This is a genomic window from Brevundimonas naejangsanensis DSM 23858 (assembly GCF_000421705.1).
GTDB classification, from domain to species: domain Bacteria; phylum Pseudomonadota; class Alphaproteobacteria; order Caulobacterales; family Caulobacteraceae; genus Brevundimonas; species Brevundimonas naejangsanensis.
This window is the reverse complement of the sequence record NZ_ATXN01000002.1, coordinates 860,604-878,814: the sequence shown is the minus strand read 5'-3', so window position 1 is coordinate 878,814 and position 18,211 is coordinate 860,604. Positions and strand designations below refer to the sequence as shown.

The window sequence follows — 18,211 nt, the reverse complement described above, 5'->3', positions numbered from 1 at the left end:
CAAAAAAACGAGGGGTGATTCAATGAGACTGTCTGCGTATCTGAAGACCGGCACCATGATCGCCGGTCTGGCCGTCACGGCCGCCGCCGCCCAGCCCGCCTGGGCGCAATCCGAAAGCTCGGGGACCGACCCGGAGGCCAGCGCCGTCGCCGACATCGTAGTGACCGGCTCGCGTATCCGCCGCCCGAACGTCGAAGCCTCGACCCCGGTCAACGTCGTCGACGCTCAGGAAATCGAGAACATCGGCGTCACCAACCTGATCGACGCCATGGCCCGCCAGCCGCAGGTCGGCCTGGGCAGTTCGGCCGCCAGCACCACCAATACGATCGCCGGTCAGGGTCTGGCCACGCTGAACCTGCGCAATCTGGGCGCCAGCCGCACCCTGGTTCTGGTCAATGGCCGCCGCCATGTGGCCGGGTCCAGCGGCACCAGCGCCGTGGACGTCAACACCATCTCCAAGACCACGATCGCCCGCGTCGATACGGTGACGGGCGGCTCTTCGGCGGTCTATGGCGCCGACGCCGTCGCCGGGGTGGTCAACTTCATCACCAAGCAGGATTTCGACGGCATCGCCGCCCAGGCCCAGTATGGCTCGGCCGATGGCCCGAGCACCTACTACGGCTCGGTGGCCGTGGGCCGGAACTTCAACGACGGCCGCACCAACATCATGGGGGCCGCTACCTACGACAAGAGCGAGGGTCTGTACCGGCATCAGCGCGACTATGCGATGGACGCCATCAACTACATCCCGAACCCGAACAAGAAGAGCCCGGACGACGGCCTGCCATCCTTCATCATGGCGCGGGACGTCTATACCAACATCACCAACAACACCTACACGCCGGTGATCGTCACGCCGATCGGCGGCGCGGCGGGCTACAGCTTGACCTTCTCGCCGGATGGCAAGCTGATCCCGTTCGATCGCGGTCAGATCGTGGTGGATGGCGCAGGCCGTGAGCAGAAGCTGTCGATCGGCGGCGCCGGCTTCAAGCCTAGCGAAGACTCCCTGCGCACGCCGGTGGAGCGTTACGGCGGCGAACTGCAATTGCGTCACCAGTTCCAGCCGATGAACGATTACATCACCGAGCTGAACCTGTTCGCCGAGGGCAAGTATTTCCACACTGAAGCGTCCAGCCAGAACACCAACGGGACCTTCGCCCACGATGTGCCGGGTATGGCCGTGGGGAGCGCCTATCACATCCACGCCGACAACGCCTTCCTGCCGTCCGACCTGCGCGCCATGCTGACCGCTGCGGGGGTGAAGGAGTTCGACATCACGCGGAATGATCGTGATTTCGGCATCCGCACCTATGAGAGCGCCTACGACACCATCCGTTTCGTAACGGGCTTCGACGGCGCCTTCAGCAACGGCTGGCGCTTCGAGACCTATTTCAACTACGGGCAGACCAAGTCGCAGTTCACCAACTTCGACCGCCTGCAGCAGGAGTTCTACGACTCGATCGACGCCGTCTATCAGAACGGCCAGATCGTATGCCGCAGCAAAGAGGCCCAGGCCAATGGCTGTAAGCCGCTGAACCTGTTCGGCGCCGGCGTGGCTTCGCAGGAGGCCATCGACTATTCCTACCTGCACACGGTGCGCAATGACGTTACCCGCCAGTGGAATGCGGTCGCAACTGTCAATGGCGAACTGTTCTCCTATCCTTCGCTGTTCAGCGGGACGAGTCTGCCGGTCGCCTTCGCGGCGGGCGTGGAGTGGCGTAAAGAGTACGCTCGTTCCGTGCCGGACAAGCTGTCCCAGGATGCGCGGATCTTCCAGAACTCGCAGCAGATCACCGAGGGCAACTATGAATCCAAGGAGGTCTTCGGCGAACTGAACCTGCCGCTGATGGCCGATGTCCCGTTCGTGCAATACCTGGATCTGACGGCGGCCTATCGTTACCAGGACTACACCACCACGGGCGGCGACAGCAGCTATGGCGTGGGTCTGGAATGGACGATCAACCGCGACATCCGCTTCCGTGGCAACTATGCGAAGGCCGTTCGCTCGCCCAATATCAACGAACTGTTTGGCGGCGAGAGTGAAGGCTTCAGCCAGGTTGAAGATCCCTGTGACGCCACGCGGGTCAACCTCGGCAATTTCCCGGCCAACCGCAAGGCGAACTGCGCGGCGCTGGGACTGTCGCCGGATTTCGTGCAATCCTCGGGGACGAAGGCGGTTGTCAGCAGAGGTAATCCTGATCTGAAGCCGGAAGAGGGCGAGACCCTGACGCTGGGCGTGGTTCTGACCCCATCCTTCCTGCCGGGTCTGGCGATCACGGTCGATCACTACGACATCAAGATCAGCGATGTCATCGCATCGCTGGGCTGGCGCAATGTGATCAATAACTGCGTCGACAGCCCGACGCTGGACAACCCGTTCTGCGGTAGCATGACCCGCACCTCGGACGGCAACGTCGGCCGCGTGCTGAACCAGGTTCTGAACGTGGCCGAGTACACCAACTCGGGCTGGGACGTCACCGCGTCGTATCGCACCGATCTGGCCAAGCTGGGGCTGCCGGACTACGGCTCGCTGTCGTTCAATGCGGCGGCGGGTTTCCTGGAAGACCTGACCTATGATCCGGTGCCGGGCGACCCCAGCGTGCGGGATGAACAGGCGGGCGAACTGCCCAATCCCAAGCGCCGGATGAACTTCCGCGTCACCTGGGATTATGACCGCGTCTCGCTGTCCTACGCCAACCAGTATCTGAGCAGCATGGTGCGCAGCAATCAGGATCCGGCAGGGGCCTATGAGCCTTACAAGGCGCCGTCCTGGCTGACCCACGACATCCGGGCGGAGTATCGGTTCGACAAGTTCTCGGTCTTCGCCGGGGTGAACAACTTCACCAATGAGGAGCCGCCGCAGACGCCGTTCACCTGGACCGGCACGTCGCTGAACACCGGGTTCAACGCCAGCATCTACAACAACCTGGGCCGCTACGCCTACATCGGCGTGAACGCGCGCTTCTGATCCGCAAACAGGGAAAGCCGCCCGGCGACGGGCGGCTTTTCACACGGGGCGGCCTAAGCGGGCGTCCGCATGACTATGGGGGAGAAACTGATGAAGACCCTGACCGCATACAGCGCCATCGCCGTCGCCGCCGGCGTGCTGGCTTTCGCCGCCCTGCCGCCGGCTGCGTCGGCCTCGGCGCCTGCCACGGCCATGGCGACGACGGCCAGCGCCGTTGACGCCCAGTTCCGCGCTATCGCCGACGAAGAATACGCCTGGCGCCGGAACGAGATTCCTTCGCGAGCGTCCAAGCCGACCCATCTGCCGGACGTCAGCGTCGCCACCCAGCAGCGCCGCCTGGCCTATTGGACCGAGATCCAGCGCCGCCTGAACGCCATTTCGCCGGACCAGCTGTCGCCGTCCGAGCGCACCAACTACGCCGTCTACAAGCACCAGATCGACAACTTCGTCGATGACGGCCGTCATCGCCTGTATGAAATGCCCTTCAACTCGGACAGCTCGTTCTGGTCGTCGATTTCGGGCATGGCGAACCAGACCTTCACCTCGGTGGAGGACTATGACCGCTACCTGTCCCAACTGCGCGATACGCCGCGCTATTTCGACCAGCAGATCGCCAATATGCGCGCCGGACTGGCGCGCGGCTTCACCCAGCCCAAGGCTTCTCTGGTCGGACGAGACGTCTCCATCCTGGCGGTGACCGAGCCGACGGATCCGCAGGCCAACCCGATCTACAAGCCCTTCATCGACATGCCGTCGACGATTCCGGAGGCAGACAAACAGCGCCTGCGCGCCGAGGCTGTTCAGGTGATCCAACAGCAGGTCGTGCCTGCGCATCGCACCCTGCTCAGCTTCATCCGCGATGAGTATGTGCCAGGCGCGCGCGACACCCTGGGCGCCAACCGCCTGCCGGACGGCGACGACTTCTATCAGACGCAGATCCGTCAATACACGAGCGTCAACCTGACGCCGGATCAGATTCACCAGATCGGCCGCGCCGAGGTGGCCCGCGTCCGCGCCGAAATGGAAGCGGTCATGCGCAGCACTGGATGGACGGGCAGCTTCGCCGACTTCCTCACCTTCCTGAAGACCGATCGCCAGTTCCAGTACGACAAGCCCGAGCATCTGCTCTGGCACGGCGCCTGGGTGATCAAGAAGGTCGACGGTAAGATGGGGCAGTATTTCAACCTGAAGCCGCGCGACACCTTCAGCCTGGTTCCGGTGCCGCCGGCCATCGCGCCCTTCTATACGGCGGGACGCGGCGGCAACGGGGCGTGCTTGTTGAACACCTATGACCTGCCGTCGCGTCCGCGATACAACATCCCTGCGCTGACGGTGCATGAGTGCAACCCCGGTCACGCTTGGCACGGCGTGCTGCGTCGCGAGCACGCCGCCCTGCCGGAATGGCGCGCGCAGGCGGGGATCTCCGCCTTCGGGGAGGGCTGGGCGCTCTACACGGAAAAACTGGCCGTCGAGATGGGCATTTATGAAGACGCCTATGAGGATTTCGGGCGTCTGAACTATGAGATGTGGCGCGCGGCCCGTCTGGTGATCGACACTGGCGTCCACTCCAAGGGCTGGACCCGCGATCAGGCCGTCGCCTTCCTGAGCGAAAATACGGCCCTGTCGGATCATGAGGTCGGCACCGAGATCGACCGCTACATCACCTGGCCCGGGCAGGCCCTGGCCTACAAGCTGGGCGAGATTGAAATCGTCCGCCTGCGTCGCAAGGCTGAGGCCGAGCTGGGCGCCGACTTCGATATCAGGGCCTTCCACGACCATCTGCTGGCTCTGGGCGTCGCCACCATTCCGGCCATGACCGCCGAAATGGAGGCCTTTATCGCGCAGAGCAAACAGGCAGCGGGGACGCGCCGCGCCGAATAGGCGGCCGTTTTTCTGACAGGCGATCTTTCTGGCCGACGATTTTCTCCCAGGTCGTTGGTCTCCACCGCCTGCTGATCCATTGCGGATCAGCAGGCGGTTTGACAAAGTTGGAGTAGGGTAGATGCGTAAGGGGGAGCCGCGCATGAACACAGCGGATTACAAGTTGGATGACGCGGATCGCCGAATCCTGAGGGTGTTGCAGCAGGATGGGCGCATCACCAATCAGGACTTGGCGTCCGCCTGCAACATGTCGGCGTCATCGTGCTTTGAACGGGTGCGCCGCCTGCGGGAGCGGGGCGTGATCGTCGGCTATACGGCGCTGATTGATCCGAAGTTCGCCGAGCGGGAACTGCTGATCTTCATCGAGGTGCTGCTGGATCGCACGACCTCGGACATTTTCGACCAGTTTGCAGACCGCATCCGGCGCTCGCCGGAGGTGCTGGAGTGCCACATGGTCGCCGGCGGCTTTGACTATCTGGTCAAGGTGCGGATGAAAGACATGGCCGCCTATCGCGTCTTCCTGGCCGACACCCTGATCACCATGCCGGGCGTGCGCGAAACACGCACCTATGCGGTGATGGAAGAAGTCAAGGACACCTCGGTCCTGCCGCTGTAGCGCGTGCGGGCCTGGCAGCTTCCCTCTCTCGCCGGGAGAGGGAAGCTGCCAGGCCCGGAAATTATCAGGCGATGATGTCAGGCAGGATGCGGTCTTGCAGCTTCACGATGTCATCGCGCAGAGCCAGCTTCTTGCGCTTGAGTCGGGCGATCATCAGCTGATCGGGCGCAGGCATATGGCCCAACGCCACGATCGAGGCGTCCAGGTCGGCGTGCTCCTGCAGCAGGCAGGTCAGCTCGGCGCGCAGCGCCTCGTCTTCTTCGGACAGGTAAGGTTCGTCGTCGTTCATCATCAGGCCCCGGACCGGGCGATTATAGCTGAGCCAGGGTCAGGTCGGAAACAGGTCGGCTAGGGTTCTAAGCCCCGGCCGTGGCACGACCCTGTCCCATAGCCGCGCGGCCTCGGCCATCGCGTCGACGGCCGGGCGCGGGGCGCCTGGGGCGGCGGGAGATAGCGCCTGAAGCCCTTCCAGCAGATGCCGCTCGGCGGCCAGTTCGGCGGCCTTCACCTGCTCGCGCACCGCCAGACGGGCTTCGGTTTCGAGGTCCGGAACAGGCGTCTTGAGCGTGCGCCGCACCGCGCGCAGCGGCGCGATGGTCGTCGTCTGCCAGGCGCGCGCCGTGTCGCAGGCCGCCTCGATCGTCTCTTCGTCCGGAAGACGGCCGGTGGCTGCGGTCCAGGCCGCCCACAGCAGCAGGGGCACGTTCTGTTCGTGATAGTCCTGCAGCGACAGGCAGGCCTCGCTCACGCCCGGCGCGGCATAGGCGGCGCAGGCCCAGGTCCACAGGTCGTCGCTCATGCCTCGACCCCGCCCTTCAGCCCTTCCCAGCGGCGCACCGGCGCCCAGTCCAGACCAAAGACGTCCAGCGCCCGGCCGACCGACTGATCGATCATCTGCTCCAGACTTTCCGGCCGGGCGTAGAAGGCGGGCAGGGGCGGGGCGATGACGGCGCCCATCTCGGCAAGGGCCGTCATGGTGCGCAGGTGACCCAGATGCAGCGGCGTCTCGCGCACCATCAGCACCAGCGGACGGCGCTCCTTCAATGTCACATCGGCGGCGCGGGTCAGCAGTGTCGAGGTGACGCCAGTGGCGATCTCGCTCATCGTCCGCACAGAACAGGGCGCGACGATCATGCCCAGGGTGCGGAAGGAACCGGATGAGATGGTCGCTCCCACGTCGTTCAGCCGATGAACCACATCGGCCTTGGCCGTCAGTTCGTCGGGGGTGAGATCCGTCTCCTGCGACAATGTGAGCAGGGCGGCGCGGGTGACGACCAGATGGCTCTCGACGCCCAGTTCGCGAAGGGCGTCCAGCACGCGCGCGCCATAGATGACGCCGGAAGCGCCAGAGATTCCAACGACTAGCCGAGAGGGCGTCGGCGCCCGAACGGTCGAGTTCACAACATCGGCCAAATTCGCCTCCAACCTGTCCGTGTCCGGAGCGGCGAGGGTCACTGCAATGTGATTCCACACCCCGCCGAACCGGGCGTTCAGTGTAGTGGTCCCTTACACATGGAGGCGCAAGCCATGACCATCGAGGCTCGTATTCGCGAACTGGGTAATCGGCATCGGTCGCTGGATGACACCATCCAGCAGGAGATGCGCCGCCCCTCCGCGGACCCGATACACCTCAGGGAGATGAAGCAGCGAAAGCTGCGACTTAAGGAAGAGATCAACAGTCTGGAAGCCCGCGCCCACTGACGCCGCTTCCCATCTGAAAATGACGACGGCCCCGGAAGATCGCTCTTCCGGGGCCGTTTTGTATCGTTCGGCGGATCGAAGGGATCAGTCGCGCGGGCCGAACACCGATTCGGCAGTGGGCTCGGCGCCCATGCCATATTCTTCTTCGGCGTCTTCGACGGCGGCTTCCGGTTCGGGTTCGGCCTCGATGGGTTGCAGGACGCCGTTCTTGGCGTCGTCCTTGGCCTTCTTGTCAGCAGCCTTGCGGACCACTTCGTCCAGTTGCAGCTGACCGGTCAGGCCCAGCGTCACAGGGTCGACCGGCTTGATATTGGCCGAGTTCCAGTGGGTGCGGTTGCGCACGCTCTCGATCGTGGCCTTGGTCGTCCCAAGCAGCTTGGCGATCTGGGCGTCGGTCACTTCGGGGTGGTTGCGGACGAACCACATGATGGCGTCCGGACGGTCCTGACGGCGCGACACAGGCGTGTACTTCGGACCTGACTTGGCGGGCTTCAGCAGTTCGGCGTGGCGGCTGACCACGGCCTTCATGCGGTAGTTTTCATCGTTCTGGGCCTTGTCCAGCTCTTCGCGGGTCAGTTGGCCGTTGACGATGGGGTCGGCGCCGCGAATGTCGCGCGCCACGTCGCCATCGGCGATGCCGCGCACCTCCAGCGGGTGCAGGCCGCAGAAGTCGGCGATCTGCTCGAACGAGAGCGAGGTGTTGTCCACTAGCCAGACCGCGGTGGCCTTGGGCATCAGGATGTCGGTCATGGGCATGGATCCCGGCGGTTGCGGCCCGAAAAACGGGCGTTTGAATCAACGGCGCCCGACCTTTTCGGCCGGGCGCGAGAGACCCTTTATAGGTGATTTCGGCCGAAATGAAAACGTCGTCTGTCGTCGCCATACAGCAAAGGTTCATCTGTGATGATGAACATTCAGGGCCAGGGCGCGTTGTGCGCCGGAAGAGACCTCTAAGGAGACCGTGTCATGAAGAAGTTCGTGGTTGCAGCGGCAGGTTTGGTCATGGCGGCGGGCGGCTTCTCCGTCGTCAACGTCGGGACGGCTGAAGCGCAGGTTCAGGCCCGTGGCGCGCCGCGCGGCTCCTATGCGCAGAGCTGCACCGGCTCCTATGTGAATCAGGGCCGGCTGTACGCGGATTGTCGCGACCGCAACGGCAATGTGCGCGAGACCTCGATCGAGTTGGCGCGGTGCTCCAGCAGCGACATCGGCAACGATAACGGCTTGCTGGTCTGCTACAACCATCGCGGCGACTATGAAGACAACCGCCCCGGCCGTCCCAATCGGCCGAACCGTCCCGGCGTCGGCTGGGACAACAATCGGCCCGGTCAGGGCGGCGGCTGGAACCAGTCCTCGATCACTGTCTATCGCGACGCCAATTATCGCGGCCAGTCGATGAGCTTCCGTGACGAGGTTCCGAACCTGCGCAACCTGGGCATGAACGACGCGATCAGCTCGATCCGCCTGTCGCGTGGAAGCTGGGAAGTCTGCGAAGACGCCAACTATCGCGGGCGCTGCGAGGTCGTGCGCGGCGATATCCGCGACCTGCGCAATACGGGCCTGAACGACAAGATCTCGTCCCTGCGTCCGGCCCGCAGCGGCGGTCGCTGGTAAGCTGTAGCGACGGCTTGACGGATAGGGCGGGAAGCTTCGGCTTCCCGCCCTTTTCCTTGATCAGGGCAGCAGCACGACTTTGCCGACGTGGGCGCCCGCTTCCAGGCGGGCGTGGGCGGCGGCGGCCTCGGCCAGGGGGAATGTCGCCTCGACCTGCGCCTTGACGGCGCCGGATGCGACCCACGGCCAGACGGTCGCCTCGACGACGGCGGCCAGCCGGGCCTTTTCATCGGCGGGGCGGCTGCGCAGGGTCGAGCCGGTCAGCACGATCCGCTTCAGCATGATCCGCATCAGATCGACCTCGGCCTTGGCGCCGGTGAGGGTGGCGATCACCACCCAGCGTCCGCCGGGCTTCAGGGCGTTGAGGTTCAGTTCGGCATAGGCGGCCCCGACCATGTCCAGGACCACGTCAGCGCCGCCCTCTTCCTGAATGGCGACCGCCAGGTCCTGCGCCGTCGCATCGAGACTGACGTCGGCGCCCAAGGCGCGGGCGGCCTCGGCCTTGGCGGCCCCGCGCGAGGTGGCGATGATGCGGGCGCCCGCCGCCTTGGCCATTTGAATGGCCATGACGCCGATACCGCTGGTCGCGCCGTGGAGCAGCAGGGTCTTGCCTGCCTTCAGCCCGCCGCCTTCGAACACGTTGGCGAAGACGGTGAAGGCGGTTTCAGGCAGGGCGGCGGCCTGCACGAAGTCGAGGCTGTCGGGGATCGGCAGGGCGTGGCGGGCGTCGACCACGGCGTATTCGGCATATCCGCCGCCGCCCAGCAGGGCGCAGACCCGGTCGCCGATCGCCCAACGCGTCACGCCTTCGCCGACGGCCTCGACCTCTCCTGCAACCTCCAGCCCCAGAATGTCCGAAGCGCCCGGCGGAGGCGGATAGCGGCCCTCGCGCTGGACGATGTCCGGGCGGTTGACCCCGGCCGCACGCACACGGATGCGGATCTCGCCGGGCGCCGGGTCGGGCAGGGGGCGGGTGGTCAGGCGCAGGGCGTCGGCGGGGCCGCGTCCGTTTTCGATCTCAATGGCCTGCATGGTGAAGCCTCCCTTGCTTGCATTCCTGTTCAATGCGGCGTTCACATAGGGGTTCGTGTCTGCGATGGCCAAGGAGGCGAGGATGAGTTTTGAAGATCTGGAGCCCCGGCCGCAGCGAGGCGAGGCCCTCAGCGCCCTCGGCCGCGAAGACCTCGACCTCTATGCGGTGGACGAGCTTCAGGAGCGGATCGCCGCCCTTGAGGCCGAGATCGCGCGCTCCAGGGCCGCCATCGACGGCAAGTCGTCGCAGCGCAGCGCCGCCGATGCGCTGTTCAACTTCCGCTGAGCGACGGCGACTGGGGATGGTTTCGACGGCGCTCTGCCACAGAGGCGACTTCCGTGGCATGACGATTGCAGCCAGCGGATACATGAAATTCTTGGATGGACGCCTGTGACCGCCATTGAAGCTAATCTGAGCCGGGCAGGCCTGTCGGGCGCCGAGGTGCTGGATTTCGCGCGCTCTGAGTTGTTTGAGCGCACCTTCCGCGAAGGCATGGAACTGGTCGAGGAGACCGCCGCCTATCTGGACGGGGACGGGCGCCAGGATTCACGCCTGCTGTCGCGGGCGGCAGCCCTGTCCTATGCGGGGGAGAGCATGAAGCTGACCACGCGGCTGATGCAGATCGCCTCGTGGCTTTTGGTCCAGCGCGCCGTGCGTGAACAGGACATGAGCGCCGAGGCGGCGGGCGATCCCCGCTATCGCCTGGCCGATCGCCGCATGGAGACGGAACCGCGTCGCGGCGACCTACCCATCGCCCTGATCGAATACGCCGTGCGGGCCGAAAAGCTGTACGACCGCGTACTGCATCTGGATCGTCAGATGTATGTCGAGCCCGCGACGGCGCCCGCCAATCCGGTGCAGAACCAGATGGACATGCTGCGCGCCGCCTTCGGATAAGGTAGCGGCGCCTTAAGGCGTCACTTCGTCCGGGTCGATCGGGGCGTCGGCCACCACCTGCGGCAGGTTGACGGCGATGCCGAGCGCATCAGCCAGCTTGGCGTCCCGCTTATAGACGTCCTCGCGGAAGGCGACGCGGCCCTGGCCATCGACGAAGGCGGTCCAGTACAGCAGGCGCACGCCGATGTTGCGGCCGGTGGTCACCCGCTTGGTTTCGCCGCTGGCCTGCGCCTCGTCGAAGGTGGCCAGACGCGCCGGGTCGGGCGACAGCAGCAGGCGGGCGAAGCCGATGGCGTCCTGCACCCGCACGCAGCCGTGACTGCGCTGGCGCACCGACAGGTTGAAGGCCCCCCGCGCGGGCGTGTCGTGTAGGAAGATGGCGTAGCTGTCCTGCAACTCGAACTTCACATTGCCCAGCGACGACTTCGGCCCGGCGCGCTGCACCACCCAGCCGTCGGCGTTGACGTACATGTCGTTGGCGGCGAGGTAGGCGGGGCCCTTCGGCAGGATTTCGCGACGCGCGATGCCCATCGGCACCGTCCACGGCGGATTGGCCACGACCGAGGCGAACGGCTTTTCAAGGCTGGGGGTCTGGTTGGCGACGGTGCCGACGACGACGCGGTTGGAGTGAACCGGCTTGCCGTCCTTCCAGTAGACCATGATGGCGGCGGCGGTGTTGACCTCGATCCGCTCGGGATTCAGGTCGCGCTTCAGCCAGCGGCGGCGCTCCAGGTTCAGGGCGATCTGGCGGGCGCGATCCTCGGCCGTCGCGGTCAGCGAGCGTTGGGTGGCGCCGCCGATGCGGCCGTCGGCGCCCAGACCGTGGCGGGTCTGGAAACTGCGCACCGCCTGCTGCAACTCAGGGCCGTAAGCCAGATTGCCCTTCAGGCGCTCGGCGTTGGCGGCGCTCAGGTCGCCCTCAGCCGCCAGGCGGGCGATCAGGGCGGGGATGCGCGGGTCGCTGGTTCCCGGCTCGATCGTGCCGCTGTTCAGGCGAAAAGCAGGCCAGCCGCCCTGACGGGCGATCCGGCGATAGCGGGCGTAACCGGCCGACAGATTGGTGTAGCCCAGATCCGTCGGGGGCAGGGCGTCGAACCACTGGCTCAGTTTGTTGGCGGCGACGGCGTCGACGAGGCCGCGCGGCAGGTCGACGCTGTTCTTCTGCATCTCCCACAGCTCTTCGACCGTCTCGGGCCGGACGCGGCCCTCGGCCAGAACCTTCGCATAGGCCAGGGCGGCGGCGGTGGTGCGGATTTCGGCCGTTTCGCGGTCGGCGGCCAGGCCGACGAAGTCGAAGAAGTCTCCGGCGGGCAGGCCGTGACGCTCGGCCCCGGCGGCGACTTCCTGAAGCACGCGCAGGCGGTCGGCGGTCCAGATGGGCTTGCCCTGGGTCAGTTGATAGACGGCGCGGACGTCGGCCTGCTGGGCGGCGGGCAGGCGCCCGGCCTGAGCGTCAAAGCCGGCGATGAAAATCTGCGGGTCGGTCGTGCGGGTCTGCGCAAGCGCTCCGCTTGCGGCCGCCAGCGTCAGGCTCGTCGTGGCGACGCCAAGGCCCAGTTCCCGTCGATTCATCGTCTGCAACTCTTGTGGTCCGATATCGGCCCGGACCCAACGTCCACGCCCCGAAGGATCGAACGCACCCATGTTAACGGCGTTCCAGGCAACAAAAAAGCGCCGGCCCGGGGACCGACGCTTTTGTGGCGAACATGTCGCAGCAAGCGTGGCTTACTTCTTGATGAAGCCGCCGAACTTGTTGTTGAAGCGCGACACGCGGCCGCCGCGGTCCATCAGGTGCTGGTTGCCGCCGGTCCAGGCCGGGTGAGACGTCGGGTCGATGTCCAGGTTCAGCGTGGCGCCTTCCTTCCCGTAGGTCGAACGGGTCTGGTAGGTGGTGCCGTCGGTCATCACAACAGTGATGAAGTGGTAGTCGGGGTGCGTGTCCGCTTTCATCGATCTTGTCCGTCTCTGCGCGACGACGATGCCGACCGTCACTGCGCGTAATTAGAGAATCCCGCCACGGAGCGCGACGGGAGCGAGGGGCGGCGTTTACACCGGGGGGCGATCCGGGGCAAGAGCGCTGCCATGACCCACGCCGAACCGCAACGTCACGCCCAACCGACAGGACAGCCCGAGGGCCGCCCCGGCGCCGGGGCCGTCCTGGCCGAACAGATGGATGAGGCGGGCGGCAAGCGCGCCAAGAGCCGCAACATCCGTCCGCTGGGCCGGTTGCTGCCGTTCCTGGCCCGGCACAGGCTGGACGCGGGAATTTCGGCGATCTGGCTGATCGGTTCGACTGTCGCGTCGCTGGCCCTGACGGCGACGGCGCGCGGCGCCATCGACCAGGGATTCGAGAACGGCGGCGCCGACATCGATAAGTGGTTCCTGATCCTGGGCCTCAACGCCGTGATCCTGGGGCTGGCGACGGCGTTGCGCTATTTCTACGTGACCAAGACCGGCGAGCGGATCATCGCCGACCTGCGCACAGCGCTGTTCCAGCGCATCCTGACGCTGGACCCCGTCTTCTTCGCCCATATGCGTACGGGCGAGGTGCTGTCGCGTCTGACGACGGATATCCAGCTGGTCGACACCCTGCTGACCACCTCGATCAGCTATGCGCTGCGCAACTTCCTGACCCTGATCGGCGGGGTGATCCTGCTGTTCTTCGTCAGCCCGAAGCTGACGGGCTTCGTCCTGTTGATCGTGCCGGTGCTGATCGCGCCGCTGTTCATCTTCGGTCGGATCGTGCGCAAGCTGACGGTGAAGTCGCAGGACACCTTTGCCGGGGCCGTGGGCTTCGCCGGGGAAAGCGTCGACGCCATCGAGACGGTTCAGGCCTTCGGCCGCGAAAAGAGCGCCATCGGCCGCTTCGGCGCGGCGGTGGAGGAGGCGTTCGGCGTCTCCCTGAAGCGGATGCGGGCGCGGGCGGTGATGACGGCCATGATCATCGTCGTCATGTTCGGCGGCGTGACCCTGGTGCTGTGGCTGGGCGCGCAGGACGTGATCGCCGGGACCATGACGCCGGGCGCTCTGCTGCAGTTCGTGCTGCTGTCGGTGTTCGCGGCGGGGGCCGTGGGCGCGCTGGGCGAAAGCTGGGGCGACGTGCAGAAGGCGGCGGGCGCCATGGAGCGGATCGACGAGCTGATGCGGGCGACGCCTGCCATCGCGCCGCCCGCCAGTCCGGTCGCCCTGCCTCAGCCGCCGCGCGGCGAAGTGTCGATGTCGGCGGTGGACTTCGCCTATCCGGGCCGCCCCGACCTGCCCGCGCTGAAGGGCTTCAGCCTGACCGTGCGGCCGGGCGAGACGGTGGCTCTGGTCGGGCCGTCGGGGGCGGGCAAGTCGACGGTCTTCCGCCTGCTGCTGCGTTTCTATGACCCGCAGTCGGGCCTGGTGTCGGTGGACGGCGTGGACGTGCGCGCGGCCGATCCGGTCGCGGTGCGCAATCGCTTCGCCTGGGTGTCGCAGGAGGCGCCGCTGTTCTCGGGCTCGGCGCTGGAGAACATCCGCTTCGGCCGCGAGGCCGCCACGCTGGAAGAGGCCCGCGCCGTCGCCGCCGAGGCGCAGGCCCTGGGCTTCATCGACGCCTTGCCGGAGGGCTTCGACACGCCGCTGGGCGAGCGCGGCAAGAGCTTGTCGGGCGGCCAGCGCCAGCGCCTGGCCATCGCGCGGGCCCTGGTGCGCGAGGCGCCGATCCTGCTGCTGGACGAGGCGACCAGCGCCCTCGACGCCGAGAACGAACGTCTGGTCCAGGCGGCGCTGGATCAGGCCATGTCCGAACGCACCACCCTGGTCATCGCCCACCGTCTGGCGACGGTGCTGCGGGCTGACCGCATCGTGGTGATGGACGGCGGCCAGGTGGTCGAAGAAGGCACGCACGCCGAGCTGTCAGCCAGGGGCGGGCTGTATGCGCGCCTGGCCAAGCTGCAGTTTCAGGGGACGTAAAAGCTACCCTCTCCCGGCGGGAGAGGGCTTGAGCGCACGAGAGCGCAGCGATCGTTCTGGCGCGAAAGGGTGAGGGGCTTGTCCTATCAGTCGGCGTAAGCCGCCGCACAACGGCCTTCGGCCGACTTTGATCGCGAACCCTCACCCTTTTGCCTTAGCCAATCGCCTCCGGCTCTTGGAGGCTCAAGCCCTCTCCCATCGGGAGAGGGAAACTAACGAGCCTCGACAGCGGCCGCGGGAAAGTCGCTGAACACGGCATCGACACCTAGCGCGTAGATCGCTTTCAGCCAGCCCGTCAGGTCGCCGTGGTCAGCAGGCGCGTCGCCGATGCGATACTGCGCAGGCAGGAACACGTTCTCCGCTCTCAAGGTCCAGACTGCGACCTTCAGACCCGCCGCATGGGCGTTATCCGTCAGCGGCGACGCCTCCAGCGCGCGACCCGCGTCATCGCGCGGCACCATCATCAGATCCTGTACTCCAACCGCGTCAGCATAGCGGGCGACCTCGGCCAGCCCCTGCGGCGTCTCCATTTCGGCATAGGTCACGTCGGGCCGGTCGGCAGGGCCGCCGTCCGCTTGCATCAGTTGCAGCAGCGGCGCGTCGATGCGCGCCTTCAGTCGCTCCAGAGTCCCGACCTCGAAGCACTGGATCAGGATGGGAGTCTCGGCGCTCGTCAGACCGTGGCGCTCCAGCGCCGCGATGAAGCCGTCCTCCATCGGCAGGCCGAGGGCGGCGAAGTGGGACGGGTGCTTCAGTTCGGGCGCGACGCCGATGACGCGGCCGGTGCGGGCGCTGGCGTCGCGGGCGATGGCGAGGGCCTCGTCGAAGGTCAGGATCGGCTCCTGCCCGTCGAAGGCGGCCGAGGCGGGGCGCAGGGCGGGCAGGCGCTCGCGGGCGCGCAGGGTCTTCAGTTCCGCCAGGGTGAAGTCTTCGGTGAACCAGCCGGTGACGAGGACGCCGTCCACGTCGCGGGTGGTGCGGCGCGCAGCGAAATCGGGATGGTCGGCGACATCGGTGGTCTCGCCGATTTCGTTCTCGTGGCGGACGACTAGATGGCCGTCGCGCGTCATGACCAGGTCCGGCTCGATGAAGTCCGCGCCTTGGTCGATCGCCAGCTCATAGGCAGCGCGGGTGTGCTCGGGCCGCTCGCCTGAGGCGCCCCGGTGGGCGATGACGACGGGGCTGGGAGACGGAGTGGACATGGCCGGTTGGCTCGACGACAGAAGGGCGACGGTCAGGATGGCGGCGATCATGCACGAAGGGTAGGGACCGGACGTGACAGGCGCGTGATTACGACAGAGGCGGCGCCTCTTGCGAAGCGCCGCCCCATCCGGCTGGTTCAGCCGACCTCCCCATGGAAGGGGAGGCAGAATGCTGTCTTACGCCTCGCGCAGGATCTTGCGCAGCTTGGCCTGGATTTCGGGATTGCCCGCCACGATCTGCTTGCCGCTCATGGGATCGCCGTCCTGGTCGATGGTGGTGACGACGCCGCCGGCTTCTGTGACCAGCAGTATGCCCGCCGCCACGTCCCACGGTTGCAGGTTGCGCTCGAAATAGGCGTCGTAGCGGCCCGCGGCGACCCAGGCGAAGTCCAGCGAGGCGGCGCCCAGGCGACGGATGCCCGCCACGCGCTGGCCCACGGCGTGGATGTCCTTGATGGCCTGGCCGTGGCCCGTCTTGCCGATGAAGGGCAGGCCCGTGGCGATCAGGCACTCGGCCATGTCGGCGCGTCCGGCGATGCGGATGCGCGTGTCGTTCAGGTAGCAGCCCTTGCCCTTTTCGGCCCAGAACATCTCGTTCAGCACGGGGTTGTAGGTGACGCAGGCCACGATCTCGGCCGTGCCGTCAGGATGCTTGCGCTCCAGGCCCACCGTGATGGCGAAGTGGGGCATGGCGTGCATGAAGTTGGTGGTGCCGTCGATCGGATCGACGATCCAGGTGTGGGTCTTGTCGGTGCCCTCGACCATGCCGCGCTCTTCGCCCAGGAAGCCGTAGCCGGGGCGGGCCTTCAGCAGCAGTTCGAACAGGGTCTGTTCAGCCTTGACGTCGGCTGCGGTGACGAAGTCGCCGGGGCCCTTGCGGGACACCTGGAGCTGGGACACCTCGCCGAAATCCCGGAGCATCGGGCGGGCGGTCTTGCGGACGGCGTCCATCATGACCTGGAGCAGGGCGGAAGCGAGGGCCATAGGCGGTTCTCCTGATCCGTCGATCCTTGAAAGGCCTGCGGCCCGGATGGACGGAGAAGCAAAAGGGGCGCGGACCATCCGCGCCCCTGTAGTCATAACTTGCCCGGCCTTGGCCGGGAAACGAGACTTTTATTAGTCCGCGCGGCGGACGTATTCGCCGGTCGAGGTGTCGACGACGATCTTCTCACCCGTCGACATGAAGGGCGGGATCATGACGCGGATGCCGTTCGAGGCCTTGGCGGGCTTGTAGGACGACGAGGCGGTCTGGCCCTTCACGGTCGGCTCGGTCTCGACGACTTCCAGAACGACCTGTTCCGGCAGTTCCAGGCCGATCGGGCGCTCCTCGTGCGACTCGATGATGACCTTCATGCCTTCCTGAAGGTAGGGAATGCGGTCTTCGCCGACCCAGCCCTTTTGCAGTTCGATCTGCTCATAGGACTCGTCGTCCATGAAGACGAGGGTTTCGCCGTTGTCGAACAGATAGGAGTAGTCGCGCTGTTCCAGCGTGACGCGCTCGACCTTGTCTTCCGAGCGGAAGCGTTCGTTCAGCTTGTTGCCGGTCTCGAGGTTCTTGGCCTCGACGTTGGCGAAGGCGCCGCCCTTGCCGGGCTTGACGTGGCTGGCCTTGGTGACGACCCACAGGCCGCCGTTGTGTTGCAGGACCATGCCGGGCTTGATGGTGTTGGCGTTGATTTTCATGAGAACCGTAGGGCTCGTTGCTGGGGGGCGGCAGGCGCCGACCGCCAGAGCGTGGCGCGCCAAATCGCCGCGAGCCCTAGAGGATAAGGCGAAAAAGGGCAATGGCGACGGCGTCGCTGCGTGTTGTTTCAGGCTGGGCTGTCCAGACCGCGTTCAGCCTGATTGGCCAGGCGCACGCCGATGCCGGTCGGAGCCGCCAGCTTGGCTGCGCCGGGGTCGAGCTTGCGCGCTTCATGGGCGAAGGCGGCCGCCAGCCCGGCGGAGGACATGGCGGCCAGAATCTGGGTCCAGCGCCCAGTCGGGCGGGCGGCCAGCCAGACCGCGTTGACTGTCTGGGCGACGGCCCAAAGGCCCATGGCGGCGTTGCGGCCGGGCCGGGCCGGAGCATTCCATACGCGCAGAGCCGACAGGGTGGTGGCCGAAAAGACTGCGGGCAGGATCAGGCTGAACGGTCCGCGCGGGCGCTCTGTGATCGGGCCTTCGCGCTTGCGGGCCCCTGTCAGGCTGCGGGTCTGGGGGGGAACGGCGCGCGTGGCCACTACGGTGGCCGCCAGGGCGAAGCCGACGGTCAGCGCGGCGCCCAGGGCGACGTGGCGCCAGTCGCGGCCTTCGGCGTTGAGGAAGTCCGCCGCGTGGTCGCGGGCGGCGTCTAGGGCGTCGTCCATGCTGCTCATGCAGCC

The 18,211-nt window shown here is 66.3% G+C and carries 19 protein-coding genes; 8 read left to right on the top strand and 11 right to left on the bottom strand.

Annotated elements, in window-relative coordinates:
* Positions 1-22 precede the first annotated feature (22 nt).
* The 3 genes from H556_RS0104500 to H556_RS0104490 all read left to right on the top strand — a co-directional run bounded on the left by H556_RS0104500 (position 23) and on the right by H556_RS0104490 (position 5,465).
* Positions 23-2,968: a TonB-dependent receptor domain-containing protein gene (locus H556_RS0104500; RefSeq protein WP_024353298.1), complete on the top strand. Its 2,946-nt coding sequence runs from the start codon at positions 23-25 to the stop codon at positions 2,966-2,968.
* Positions 2,969-3,058: 90 nt separating this feature from the next.
* Positions 3,059-4,849 carry a DUF885 domain-containing protein gene (locus tag H556_RS0104495; RefSeq protein ID WP_035302742.1) on the top strand — a complete coding sequence of 597 codons (1,791 nt, stop codon included), beginning with the start codon at positions 3,059-3,061 and terminating at the stop codon, positions 4,847-4,849.
* Positions 4,850-4,991: 142 nt separating this feature from the next.
* A complete protein-coding gene (locus H556_RS0104490) occupies positions 4,992-5,465 on the top strand; it encodes an Lrp/AsnC ligand binding domain-containing protein (protein ID WP_024353296.1) in 474 nt (157 codons plus the stop codon).
* A gap of 64 nt (positions 5,466-5,529) precedes the next feature.
* Here the strand turns inward: H556_RS0104490 and H556_RS0104485 are convergent, their stop codons facing one another.
* Genes H556_RS0104485 through H556_RS0104475 form a run of 3 tightly spaced genes read right to left on the bottom strand, consistent with a single transcriptional unit; the run spans position 5,530 to position 6,866 of the window.
* Positions 5,530-5,754 (bottom strand): YdcH family protein, encoded by a 225-nt coding sequence (locus H556_RS0104485; protein WP_024353295.1) that lies wholly within the window; start codon positions 5,752-5,754, stop codon positions 5,530-5,532.
* A gap of 39 nt (positions 5,755-5,793) precedes the next feature.
* A complete protein-coding gene (locus H556_RS0104480; RefSeq protein ID WP_024353294.1) occupies positions 5,794-6,264 on the bottom strand; it encodes a TIGR02444 family protein in 471 nt (156 codons plus the stop codon).
* Positions 6,261-6,866, bottom strand: a complete 606-nt coding sequence (locus H556_RS0104475; protein ID WP_024353293.1) for a UbiX family flavin prenyltransferase — start codon at positions 6,864-6,866, stop codon at positions 6,261-6,263. Before H556_RS0104475 ends, H556_RS0104480 begins: the two co-directional genes overlap by 4 nt.
* Before the next feature lie 126 nt (positions 6,867-6,992).
* On the opposite strand from H556_RS0104475, the gene H556_RS15570 reads away from it, so the two are divergent.
* Positions 6,993-7,166, top strand: coding sequence for a YdcH family protein (locus H556_RS15570; RefSeq protein ID WP_035302741.1), 174 nt, complete (start codon positions 6,993-6,995; stop codon positions 7,164-7,166).
* Positions 7,167-7,250: 84 nt separating this feature from the next.
* Here the strand turns inward: H556_RS15570 and H556_RS0104465 are convergent, their stop codons facing one another.
* On the bottom strand, positions 7,251-7,916 hold the full coding sequence (locus tag H556_RS0104465) for a DUF1013 domain-containing protein (protein ID WP_024353292.1): 666 nt from the start codon (positions 7,914-7,916) through the stop codon (positions 7,251-7,253).
* Positions 7,917-8,132: 216 nt separating this feature from the next.
* Here H556_RS0104465 and H556_RS0104460 point away from each other — a divergent pair, with 216 nt between their 5' ends.
* On the top strand, positions 8,133-8,777 hold the full coding sequence (locus H556_RS0104460; protein WP_024353291.1) for a beta/gamma crystallin-related protein: 645 nt from the start codon (positions 8,133-8,135) through the stop codon (positions 8,775-8,777).
* A 60-nt stretch (positions 8,778-8,837) separates the two neighbouring features.
* On the opposite strand, the gene H556_RS0104455 is transcribed toward H556_RS0104460, so the two are convergent.
* The gene (locus H556_RS0104455; protein WP_024353290.1) at positions 8,838-9,809 is read right to left on the bottom strand and encodes an NAD(P)H-quinone oxidoreductase; all 972 of its coding nucleotides are present in this window, start codon (positions 9,807-9,809) and stop codon (positions 8,838-8,840) included.
* A gap of 82 nt (positions 9,810-9,891) precedes the next feature.
* Here H556_RS0104455 and H556_RS0104450 point away from each other — a divergent pair, with 82 nt between their 5' ends.
* Positions 9,892-10,095, top strand: coding sequence for a DUF1192 domain-containing protein (locus tag H556_RS0104450; RefSeq protein WP_024353289.1), 204 nt, complete (start codon positions 9,892-9,894; stop codon positions 10,093-10,095).
* A 105-nt stretch (positions 10,096-10,200) separates the two neighbouring features.
* The gene (gene rcdA, locus H556_RS0104445) at positions 10,201-10,707 is read left to right on the top strand and encodes a protease adaptor protein RcdA (protein WP_169469169.1); all 507 of its coding nucleotides are present in this window, start codon (positions 10,201-10,203) and stop codon (positions 10,705-10,707) included.
* A 12-nt stretch (positions 10,708-10,719) separates the two neighbouring features.
* On the opposite strand, the gene H556_RS0104440 is transcribed toward rcdA, so the two are convergent.
* Together H556_RS0104440 and rpmE are read right to left on the bottom strand one after the other, a co-directional pair.
* Entirely contained in the window at positions 10,720-12,279 is a 1,560-nt protein-coding gene (locus H556_RS0104440) for a L,D-transpeptidase family protein (protein WP_024353287.1), read from the bottom strand.
* A gap of 153 nt (positions 12,280-12,432) precedes the next feature.
* Positions 12,433-12,657, bottom strand: coding sequence for a 50S ribosomal protein L31 (gene rpmE / locus H556_RS0104435; RefSeq protein ID WP_003168899.1), 225 nt, complete (start codon positions 12,655-12,657; stop codon positions 12,433-12,435).
* Between the two features lie 132 nt (positions 12,658-12,789).
* Here rpmE and H556_RS0104430 point away from each other — a divergent pair, with 132 nt between their 5' ends.
* A complete protein-coding gene (locus H556_RS0104430; RefSeq protein ID WP_024353286.1) occupies positions 12,790-14,646 on the top strand; it encodes an ABC transporter transmembrane domain-containing protein in 1,857 nt (618 codons plus the stop codon).
* Positions 14,647-14,858: 212 nt separating this feature from the next.
* Here the strand turns inward: H556_RS0104430 and H556_RS0104425 are convergent, their stop codons facing one another.
* From H556_RS0104425 to H556_RS0104410, 4 genes are all read right to left on the bottom strand, one after another.
* Complete coding sequence (locus H556_RS0104425) at positions 14,859-15,899, bottom strand: glycerophosphodiester phosphodiesterase (protein ID WP_024353285.1); 1,041 nt, start codon at positions 15,897-15,899, stop codon at positions 14,859-14,861.
* A 126-nt stretch (positions 15,900-16,025) separates the two neighbouring features.
* The gene (locus H556_RS0104420; protein WP_024353284.1) at positions 16,026-16,832 is read right to left on the bottom strand and encodes an inositol monophosphatase family protein; all 807 of its coding nucleotides are present in this window, start codon (positions 16,830-16,832) and stop codon (positions 16,026-16,028) included.
* A gap of 132 nt (positions 16,833-16,964) precedes the next feature.
* On the bottom strand, positions 16,965-17,531 hold the full coding sequence (efp, locus tag H556_RS0104415) for an elongation factor P (protein ID WP_024353283.1): 567 nt from the start codon (positions 17,529-17,531) through the stop codon (positions 16,965-16,967).
* 128 nt (positions 17,532-17,659) lie between these two features.
* Complete coding sequence (locus tag H556_RS0104410) at positions 17,660-18,196, bottom strand: TspO protein (protein WP_245559413.1); 537 nt, start codon at positions 18,194-18,196, stop codon at positions 17,660-17,662.
* Positions 18,197-18,211 lie beyond the last annotated feature (15 nt).

Coding starts and splice junctions, on each gene's coding strand:
- H556_RS0104500 (WP_024353298.1), top strand. CDS start 23: ATGAGACTGTCTGCGTATCTGAAGACCGGCACCATGATCGCCGGTCTG.
- H556_RS0104495 (WP_035302742.1), top strand. CDS start 3,059: ATGAAGACCCTGACCGCATACAGCGCCATCGCCGTCGCCGCCGGCGTG.
- H556_RS0104490 (WP_024353296.1), top strand. CDS start 4,992: ATGAACACAGCGGATTACAAGTTGGATGACGCGGATCGCCGAATCCTG.
- H556_RS0104485 (WP_024353295.1), bottom strand. CDS start 5,754: ATGAACGACGACGAACCTTACCTGTCCGAAGAAGACGAGGCGCTGCGC.
- H556_RS0104480 (WP_024353294.1), bottom strand. CDS start 6,264: ATGAGCGACGACCTGTGGACCTGGGCCTGCGCCGCCTATGCCGCGCCG.
- H556_RS15570 (WP_035302741.1), top strand. CDS start 6,993: ATGACCATCGAGGCTCGTATTCGCGAACTGGGTAATCGGCATCGGTCG.
- H556_RS0104465 (WP_024353292.1), bottom strand. CDS start 7,916: ATGACCGACATCCTGATGCCCAAGGCCACCGCGGTCTGGCTAGTGGAC.
- H556_RS0104460 (WP_024353291.1), top strand. CDS start 8,133: ATGAAGAAGTTCGTGGTTGCAGCGGCAGGTTTGGTCATGGCGGCGGGC.
- H556_RS0104455 (WP_024353290.1), bottom strand. CDS start 9,809: ATGCAGGCCATTGAGATCGAAAACGGACGCGGCCCCGCCGACGCCCTG.
- H556_RS0104450 (WP_024353289.1), top strand. CDS start 9,892: ATGAGTTTTGAAGATCTGGAGCCCCGGCCGCAGCGAGGCGAGGCCCTC.
- H556_RS0104440 (WP_024353287.1), bottom strand. CDS start 12,279: ATGAATCGACGGGAACTGGGCCTTGGCGTCGCCACGACGAGCCTGACG.
- rpmE (WP_003168899.1), bottom strand. CDS start 12,657: ATGAAAGCGGACACGCACCCCGACTACCACTTCATCACTGTTGTGATG.
- H556_RS0104430 (WP_024353286.1), top strand. CDS start 12,790: ATGACCCACGCCGAACCGCAACGTCACGCCCAACCGACAGGACAGCCC.
- H556_RS0104425 (WP_024353285.1), bottom strand. CDS start 15,899: ATGATCGCCGCCATCCTGACCGTCGCCCTTCTGTCGTCGAGCCAACCG.
- H556_RS0104420 (WP_024353284.1), bottom strand. CDS start 16,832: ATGGCCCTCGCTTCCGCCCTGCTCCAGGTCATGATGGACGCCGTCCGC.
- efp (WP_024353283.1), bottom strand. CDS start 17,531: ATGAAAATCAACGCCAACACCATCAAGCCCGGCATGGTCCTGCAACAC.
- H556_RS0104410 (WP_245559413.1), bottom strand. CDS start 18,196: ATGGACGACGCCCTAGACGCCGCCCGCGACCACGCGGCGGACTTCCTC.